Origin of the sequence: Asticcacaulis sp. (genome assembly GCF_027484505.1) — a bacterium.
Classification (GTDB): Bacteria; Pseudomonadota; Alphaproteobacteria; order Caulobacterales; family Caulobacteraceae; genus Asticcacaulis.
The window spans coordinates 1-9133 of the sequence record NZ_JAIXSV010000052.1; the positions used below are offsets into that span (position 1 = coordinate 1).

Annotated in this window: 7 protein-coding genes; 6 read left to right on the forward strand and 1 reads right to left on the reverse strand. The window is 52.6% G+C overall.

What is annotated here, in order from left to right; genetic code table 11:
• Positions 1 to 173: fumarate hydratase (locus Q0072_RS21865; protein WP_366941768.1), on the reverse strand; the 173-nt coding region annotated here is incomplete at its 3' end.
• A 537-nt stretch (positions 174 to 710) separates the two neighbouring features.
• On the opposite strand from Q0072_RS21865, the gene Q0072_RS02460 reads away from it, so the two are divergent.
• The 6 genes from Q0072_RS02460 (at position 711) to Q0072_RS02485 (ending at position 8612) form a co-directional block, all read left to right on the forward strand.
• Positions 711 to 1988 (forward strand): HlyD family efflux transporter periplasmic adaptor subunit, encoded by a 1278-nt coding sequence (locus tag Q0072_RS02460; protein WP_298325226.1) that lies wholly within the window; start codon positions 711 to 713, stop codon positions 1986 to 1988.
• Positions 1989 to 2478: 490 nt separating this feature from the next.
• Positions 2479 to 4014 (forward strand): hypothetical protein, encoded by a 1536-nt coding sequence (locus Q0072_RS02465; RefSeq protein WP_298325229.1) that lies wholly within the window; start codon positions 2479 to 2481, stop codon positions 4012 to 4014.
• Positions 4007 to 4498: a toxin-activating lysine-acyltransferase gene (locus Q0072_RS02470; RefSeq protein WP_298325231.1), complete on the forward strand. Its 492-nt coding sequence runs from the start codon at positions 4007 to 4009 to the stop codon at positions 4496 to 4498. The genes Q0072_RS02465 and Q0072_RS02470 overlap by 8 nt, the downstream gene beginning before the upstream one ends.
• Before the next feature lie 472 nt (positions 4499 to 4970).
• Positions 4971 to 5855 (forward strand): hypothetical protein, encoded by an 885-nt coding sequence (locus Q0072_RS02475; RefSeq protein ID WP_298325234.1) that lies wholly within the window; start codon positions 4971 to 4973, stop codon positions 5853 to 5855.
• A gap of 14 nt (positions 5856 to 5869) precedes the next feature.
• Complete coding sequence (locus tag Q0072_RS02480) at positions 5870 to 8002, forward strand: peptidase domain-containing ABC transporter (RefSeq protein WP_298325237.1); 2133 nt, start codon at positions 5870 to 5872, stop codon at positions 8000 to 8002.
• Between the two features lie 295 nt (positions 8003 to 8297).
• Positions 8298 to 8612, forward strand: coding sequence for a hypothetical protein (locus tag Q0072_RS02485; protein WP_298325239.1), 315 nt, complete (start codon positions 8298 to 8300; stop codon positions 8610 to 8612).
• Positions 8613 to 9133 lie beyond the last annotated feature (521 nt).

The following is a 9133-nucleotide window of genomic DNA, read 5'->3' on the forward strand; positions in this document are numbered from 1 at the left end:
CACATGCGGCTGTTGGTCAGGATCTGCGCGATCGCGTCCTTGGCGGCCGGGCTCTGCTCGCTCTCGTAGGCCCGCGCCAGGTGGGCGATGTAGTCGGCCGGGTGGTAGTAGCTGATGTATTGCAGAGCACTCGCAACCGACTCAACAAGATCAGCGTATTTGATCGTAGCCATGAAAAAACCCTTGTAAATCAACAACGTATAGCGTCGCAGTACAAAATCGTGACAGTCGCTGCGCCGCTGGAATACCTCTGTACAGTTTTTGTCACACGCCTTGCAGCACGCTGTCACAGTGCTTTTCTGTTGTGCATCAGCACTTTAGCTGCGCCTGCACTGTGACACCGGTTTGCATCGCATTTCCTCAGCCCAGTAGGTCACAGCGGCGCCCAGACACTGGGCCTGGATGCACCGCCTTAGCAATCTTTAAGGCGCCGCGCCTGAGGACGGCGGGAAGCTGCTGATTCTTGGGTGCTGGGTCGCTCGCGCCCCGCAACGAGTGCTTCGTCGCAAAGTTGCTCAGGCCCTAGGTGTGCTCCCTAGTCTGCACGTTTTCCAAGCCCTGAGATGGCGGGGGTGGTGTCTTGTTGGCCCTTGGGCTCGTCGGTAAATTTCACTAATAGTCATGTTGTCAACCCCGTGAGTGGGTGTTGTAGAGTGATCTGCAGGTCGTGGTTCGTGAACGGTGTCACGAATCGTTCTGGAGATTCGCCGTTGAGCCAGCCCCTGTTCCGATCCGAAGTAATGGAAGCCCGCCAAGCGCAATGGCTGGGGACCATCCGTATCGGTCGACCATTGAGCTTCACGGTCGTGACGGCGGCGGCGGTCGGGATGGCTGCAGCGCTGATTGCGTTCGCGTGCTGGGGCGAGATCACGCGCAAAAGCACAGTCCACGGGGTCTTGCTGCCCGCAGCCGGCCTTATCCACGTCAGTGCGCAGCAGCCGGGAGTCATTTCGGAACTGCTGATCAAGGAGGGCGACGAGGTCGCCGCGGGCCAGCCTCTTGCGCGAATGCGCAATGAGCGGATTACTGCCTCAGGAGACGCGGCGGCGCTGACTGCTCAAGCCTTGACGGCCCGTCGAGCAAGCCTCATGACAGAACGGCGCCTCACGGAGCAGAACCTGAGGCAACGCTTGGATTCCATTGCCCAGCGTCTGCAAAGCCTCCAGGCCGAGGAGCGGCAAGGGCAAGGTGAGTTGGAAACCAATCGGCTGCGGGCTCAGCTGGCAGTGAGAAGCCTGGAACGGCAGCAGGAACTAGCCAACAGCGGCTTCGTGGCCTCGGCCCAGGTGCAAACGAAGCAGGAAGAACTACTTGACCTGCAACTCCGGGTGCGCAACGCGGAACGCAGCCTTCAAGCGTTGCAACGCGACCTGCAATCGGCCAAGGCGGACATGGAGGTGACCGACATGCAGGCTCAAACCGCCTTGACGCAACTTGATAGAGCGCTTGCCCAACTCGATCAAGAGGCCACAGAGAACGACAGCCGCAATGGCTTGACCTTGACGGCGCCGCAAGCAGGCCGAATCAGTGCGTTGCCGCTCAGCACCGGACAAGCTGTTCAGGCAGGGCAAACCGTCGCCAGCCTCGTGCCGATGTTGGCAAACGGCAAGCTTTCAGAGCTGCAAGCGCAACTGTTCGCGCCGAGTCGCACCGCGGGTTTCGTGCAGTTGGGGCAGGAGGTCTATCTACGCTATGCCGCATTCCCGTATCAGAAATTTGGTATGGCGAAGGGGGAGGTGGTTGCTATCAGCACCAGCCCGATTGCACCTCAGGATTTGCCGGCTGGACAAAGTCAAGCACTCGTCGCGGCTGCTCAAGCAAACGAACCTCTTTACCGAATCACTGTCAAGCTTTCAAGTCAGACAGTCAATACCTACGGCAAACAATCCAAATTAAACGCAGGCATGGGGTTGGATGCGCACGTAAGACAAGACAGCAGAAAGATTTGGGAATGGTTGTTGGAGCCTGTGCTCGCCATTAATCGATGACTTGTAGACAATCGCGACACCGTTTTTTCGCGACAAATGAAATAGATCTTGTGACGCCAAACAGACGATATTGATTATGAGGAGCCACAAACCTGCCACGGTGTCTGTTCTCTGTTCTCTGTTCTGGCGCCAATGTGCAACGCGTGGAATCTGCATACTATAACCGGCTCATGCTTCAAGTAGAGGCGGATGGAATATCCAACATATTAATATTGATGATACGGTTGCTGATAACTGCATCGCAATGATGGCAACGCACTCATTGTCTTCCATCTTGATGCATCAGTATGCAAGCTTTTAGAAGCTGAATGGCAGATTAACTTTGCAAAAAATTTTGCGATATTGAATGTTTGGCTTACTCAGATTGCGGTAACGGAATTTCAATCGGTCCTAAGAATATATTTGATGGGCTAAAATCAGGTGGATACGCCGCTCCGTCGTTCGAGCGCGCCGAGAAAATTGCTGCCGAGCAATGTCAAGCATAAATCCTATGTTTCGTAAAGCGAATTTACCTCTGCCAATGACCTCTTATGCTTCCTTGGTTGTCGCCAAACCTAAGGAAATGCATGTAATTTGGCGTCGAGAGGGTGTTGCTGAGGATTTCCTCTATGAAGAAACATTTGCCCTGCCTGGAAATGGTGATTCCCATGGCCACTTTGATGCGAGTATCCGCAAGGAACTCTATTCGGATCGGTATGGTGGCTTTGGTGTCGGCTACTGTGGAGGAAGTGGGCGCTGCGCTGGCGATGAAAAGGTCCAACTGAAGGGAGTAGGGATCACTCCATTATGGAGAGCGAATCCAAAGATTCCGAACGATCGTTGGCACTCTAACGGCATCGTTGATGCGGTGGAAGCAGCTCGCGAGATTATATGGACAGAAATTTGCTCGCAAATTTTGCCCTACGGAGCAGTTCCTATCCTCGGTGCGGTGGCAATTGGAGCAGACTCGCGCGCCCCACTTTCCGATACTCGTGTTGTTCTCATCAGGAGCAACTGTTTTCGCCCGGCTCATTTCATGCGCAATGTTCTGTTTGAGCCGGCGTTCCAATGCGGTCAGCATCTGGACGTCACCAGAGTCGTAAACGCGCTAAAGCTTTTGCCCGAAATATTCGATGCCACTTTTCGGCTGCAATTGGCCGGAAATCGTCCGGCGAAACGACTGGGAAATGGGTTGCTTGAACTGTCGCGTCGACTCTCGTGTCAATTGGCAACAGCATTCGTCCGCAGATTGTTTCACGGCGCCCCATTGTGTTCCAATATTTCTTTAGATGGGAAGCTGTTGGACTTTGGAGCCACGACTTACGTCCCCGGTTATCGGCGTGAGGCTGCGGAGCCTTTTGGCATTGATCAATGGAACCAACGTCAAATATTGACTCGGAGTCTTTTGAAGTTTCACGAAAACATCGTTGAATTTTCCGGCCTGGGGATCACGGAAGACTTTCCCACATCTGAGTGCATCAAGGCTGAAATTGGTTTTGCATGGGAGCGAACACTGGCGAAAGAATTTTTTCGTCTTGCGGGTCTGAATTCAACACACATAAGTGAAAAGCTGCTCAGAAGGCACAGCTCCTTTATCGAATGTTGCATCGGTTTGATGAAAGCCGCCGCCAAGACTCAGTACGTGCTGCGGAATCGCAAAGATGATGTCATGCGGAATGCTTCAAGCCTGGGTTTCGGTGAAAGTAATCTTAACTCAGCTTTAGTCCGACTTAGTAATGATGATGGGGTGGGTGAAAAGGTCAAAGCGTTGCACGTGGATCTTGGAGTTTGTCGTGAAATAGCAGAGAAACTAGTATCGTCGCATTCGGCCTTGATTGTGGAAGCTGCGAGCGGAAGATTTTCACCACCAGAGCCGAGCGCGCGTACGTATGCGAAAGCAATTCAAAGAAATCAAGAGCTTCCATTTCTGAAACGCCATATCCTCGACAATCGCTTTTCTTCGCTTGAGGGTGGCCGGCAGGAGTATTCTGCCGAAATTCAGAAAATCATTGCGACAGCGTTAACCGCATTGAAGACAAATGACTGACATGATTCGATATCGCACGAGCAGCATAGACGGTCCTCTTCCAGCAGATGCTTTGACTGTCGAGGGGCAGATCGGGCATTGTTGCAAGCTCGCTTGCTACTCTGCCGTGCATAGCTCTATGGGCATCAAGGCGTTTATCGAGCACTTGTCGGCTCCAATTGCCCTAAATCAAATAAAACTGTACTTCAATCGGTTCGGCCAGTGCGTGGGATATGTTGTATGGGCCTATTTATCGCCCAGAACGGAAAAGCGACTGCTAACCGAGCCTGACTACAGGCTTAAAGACTACGAATGGTCGGAGGGGCAAAGCTTATGGATCGTCGATTTTCTAGTTCCTCATGGGTCGCTGGATTTGGTTCTCGTCGATTTTCGAGACAACCTCTTTGCCAAAGATAAATCTGTTACCTATTTCAGGCTTAAGTCGAGAAAGCGCATTGCGAAACAGCTGAGTAGGCAGGATTCTTGCTCATTTTTTAAAAAATGACGGAATGTGGTTGTCTGGCCCACTTTTGCTGGATTTGTTTACATGAAAGAGATTCATGAAGATTTTGACTGTTCAACAGATGGAAGTGGTAGCTGGCGGTGGTTGGCTTGAAGATGCATGGGAGGCATTGAAGGATGCTTTTGGCGGCGGCGGCGGCGGCGGGTCAAATTCCGGTTCAGCTTCTGGGCCCAGCTCCGCAGCTTCTAGTTCTCAAAGCGGACCCGGAGTATCCGGAAGCATTTCTGCGTCAAGTGGCGGCTCGTCAATCTCATGCGTTTCCACTTATCCTTCGGCAGCGAGTCAAGCGGCCAGCCAACCCAGTAGTATCACTTGTACAACAACGTATACTTCTCCGAGTATTTCCGGGTCTGTGTCCGGCAGCATTAGCGTTCCTGCAGGGAAAGCCGCTGGCCGCAAGTAATATAAATTAGGCTAGGCCTTATGCGATAGGGGCGGTCCGAGTGGCCGCCCCTTGACCGGACGCTACGATATGCAACGATTTTGGCTGCTCCTGTTAGCCTTCCTATTGGCTGCCTGTAACAAGGTAGTTGTTGTGCCCCCGACTGATGACGCATCTTTATCAAGACGGCAATTAGACGAAACGCCAAATGTTCCAGACGATGGTGTTGTTCAGTTCAATTCTGCCGACAGGTCAATTTCCGTTGTGGGTCACATCAATCGCCGTGTAAAGACGCAGATACTTGAGTTATTGGATTCCTCGAATCCCCAGCTTCTCTATATGGATTCAGGGGGCGGGGACTACGGGGCCGCCTTTGAGATTGCATTAGCCATAAAAGCGCGACATCTGCACCTCATCGTGAAACGTTGTGTTTCTGCCTGTGCGGATCCCATTTTCCTTTTCGCTACGACAAAGCAAATATTGTCGGGCGGCTACGTCGCCATTCACGGGTCACCTGCAGCGAAAACAGATGCTGAATTGGAGCAGTCGCTAACTACGATTGGATCCACAAGGGAAATTGATTTGCATGACGGCAAAGTTTATCTGCGTCAGCTTGCTGGCTATTGGCGAGGACTGTACGAAACGAACGGCTTTTCTGTTGAGCTCCAACGAGCGTATATCGATTTCGAACGGCGTCAAGTCGAATATTTAAAGCATAGTGTTGGTCGTAAAGATGATGATAAATCATGTCCAAGGGCGCATATTTTGTGGGCTCCAACGATGCAGGCGTGGGAGCAAATTGGTCTTTCAGGCGTTACAAGCTACTTTTATCCCGATGAAGAGTACCGCGAGAAATTGATTGCTCCCGACGAGAAGGAGTTGTACGGTAAAGTATGGATGCTTTTTTCGGATAAGGCGGGAATAGACGCGCTGTGCCAGGGTTTTATTAATCGGTAGTGATTGTGAAAATAATGCTTCAGACGGAGGCGGCAGAATGTGGTTTGGCCTGCTTGGCAATGATTGCGAGCCATCACGGAGCATCCGTAGACCTTTTTGATTTGAGAAGATTGATCGCTCTCAGTCGGAAAGGAGTAAATCTCCGAGGGCTGGTCGAACATGCTTCGCGGCTGGGGTTCACTTGTAGGCCACTAGGGCTCGAAATAGAAGAAGTCTCATATCTTAAGTGTCCCTGTATTGTTCACTGGGACATGAATCATTTCGTTGTACTTCAATCAGTTGGCTCCCGTTATGTGACCGTTATTGATCCAGCGGTGGGTAAAAGACGCCTCTCGCTAAAAGAGTTTTCGAGCCACTTCACTGGAATTGCCCTTGAACTCACACCGGCGGCGGAATTTCAAAAGCAAGCTCCCGCTGCTCGTATTAGCCTTTCCGCTTTAACTGGAAAAGTCCGAGGGCTTTGGCGGGCCCTATTTCAGGTCTTTGCACTCGCGGTTGTCTTAGAGCTATTTTCCATCGCTGCGCCAATCTTCCAGCAAATGGTCGTCGACGACGTTCTAACAGCTGGAGACCGGGATCTTTTGACAATCGTAGTTTTAGGATTTGGCCTTTTGCTTGTCGTTCAGACAGCGATAGGTTTGGCTCGATCCTGGATGGTTATATTTATAGGGCAGGTCATGTCTCTGCAATGGAGCGGAAACGTGTTTGCGCATTTGCTACGCCTCCCAGTTTCCTTCTTTGAAAAGCGACATCTTGGCGATATAGTTTCTCGATTCGGCTCTGTCGGTGCTATCCAGCATACGTTAACTACCGCAGTCATTGAAGCTGTGCTTGACGGGATGATGGCTACTGCAGCACTCATCATGATGCTGATTTATGCGCCCACGCTGGCTGCTGTCACCGTTGTAGCAGTTCTACTCTATGGTATATTGCGTTGGGCTTCTTACAGTCCCTTTCGGAATGCGTCCGCCGAACGTTTAGTCGTCGCAGCCAAAGAAAACACACACTTTCTGGAGACCCTCCGGGCCATTACTCCGCTGAAGCTTTTTGGCAGGGAGGAAGAACGGCGAGCCCGTTGGCAAAACCTTGTCGTCGGGGTCCAGAATCGTGACGTGCGAACGGCTTGCATGAGCATGTGGTTCAGCACAGCCAACACGTTCGTCTTCGGCGTCGAAAACCTCCTCGTTCTATGGCTCGGTGCCAAACTCATCATGGATGGCATGACGGCTGGCGGTGCTAGTTCTGGTGCTGGTATGACCATTGGCATGCTGTTCGCCTTCATTAGCTATAAGGGACAATTCTCGGGTCGCGTTTCAGCTCTCATTAACTACGCCGTTGACTTGAAAATGCTTGGCCTGCATGCCGAGCGCTTGGCCGATATCTGTTTGGAGCCGCCTGAAAAGGACGACGTGCCCACCAGCGATCTGTCGCACCTGAGTCCAAGTATCGAGCTCAAGGGTGTAAGTTTCCGATATGGTGACGGCGAACCCTGGATTCTCAAAGACGCCAACTTCAAGATTGAGGCCGGTGAGAGCGTGGCCGTGGTCGGTGCTTCGGGATGTGGCAAGACGACGCTGCTCAAGATCGCCCTGGGCTTACTTAAGCCAATTGAGGGAGACGTGTTCTACGGCGGTCAACCAGTCCGGCAACTCGGCATCTCCAACTACCGACGTCAAATAGGCACCGTCATGCAGGAAGACGTTTTGTTGACCGGCAGTCTTGCCGACAACATCGCCTTCTTCGACGTTCACCTCGATCAAGCACGGGTCGAAGCCTGCGCCCGCTTGGCCCAACTCCACGACGACATCTGTCGCATGCCGATGGGGTATCAAACACTCGTTGGCGACCTCGGCTCAGGGTTGTCTGGCGGCCAGAAACAGCGCCTGCTGCTTGCCCGTGCGCTTTACAAGCAACCCTGTGTCCTTGCGCTGGACGAGGCTACGAGTGACCTCGATATCGGCAACGAGCGCGCGGTCACAGCGGCGTTGAGCCAGCTTGCATTGACCCGGCTCATCGTGGCTCATCGGCCGGAGACGATTGCCGGTGCACGCCGAGTTGTGCAGTTGGTGAATGGGCAGGTCATGGAAGTGGCCCGCGCAGTTTCACCAGTGCCTTCTATGGCGGAGCCATTCCCGGTTCTTGATTAACCGATATGTAGAGCAGATTTTTCGCCGAAATGGAGCGCATCCTCTTTACTATGTTTGGCGGTGTGCTCGTCCTCGTTTGTTTACAGGCGCGTGCAAGCTGTCGGCGATCCATCTTGATTTCCTGTATCGCGTGGGTATTGGCCATGGGTGGTCTTTACATTCAAGCTGGTGATTTTGGTGCGGAGCTGGTGCTCAAGATATCGGGGGTCACCTTCGCCTGTATAGGTGCCGTTTGGTTTGGTCGGTGGGCAGGTCGGAGTGGATAGGTTGAATTTTTCGAGTGGAAGACAAGTCAATGGAAAATATCCCAGCGGGACAGGCGATCAGCGTTTTACTTCTCGGTGTGTTGACTTGCTCCTTTTGGCAGCGGAATAGCCCTAGGAGCTGGATTAATCTCGCTGTGGCAATTTCGTTGGTTGTGCTTGCATGCTCGTTTGCATATGTGCAGCTTGATTTGCCGACGTTGTTTGATCGTCTGGCATCGTTCAATCAAATCTCATCGGATGTCGCAGCAATCGGCAAACTACAAGCGGGCTTTTGGGCTGGTGTTGTTTCCCTGGTTGTTGGTGGTGTTGGTGTAAACTTACTAAGTTCGTGGATTGATTCCTGATTCCTTGGGTGGTGGCCGCGGTTTCCGGTTACGTTTCTTGGGTGGGTGTGCAACGTTTCGGTGAGGGATATGAAGTTTTCATTTGCGGCGCCTTTTCATACGCCGAGCCTGCTGAGCACTTTGGTCTTCATTTCAGCGTGGACTGGGCTGGGCTTTCTTGGGGGTAAGCCCTTTAACGGGCAAACGTTCGGGATCGTTGGCTGTGTTGGAGTGGTGGTCGGGGTTATATCTTGCTGGGCTTATCGCCGGGCCGCTTCAAGTTGTGGCGCGACACCATTTTCGGGCTGGCTTTCTAAGGAACTGTTGGGCCAAAGTTGGCACGGGCGAGTGCTAGCGTTCAATGAGGAGATTCGCTTCTTCATTGCGGGAGCGTTGAGTCTTGCGCTGCTCCCTGAGATTCGCAGCAGGTAGTTCTAGAGTCCGATCAACCCGAGACGGAGATCGGACTGATGAAGAAGCGATACACCGAAGAGCAGATCATTGGGTTTCTGCGTGAGGCCGATGCCGGCCTGCCGGTCAAG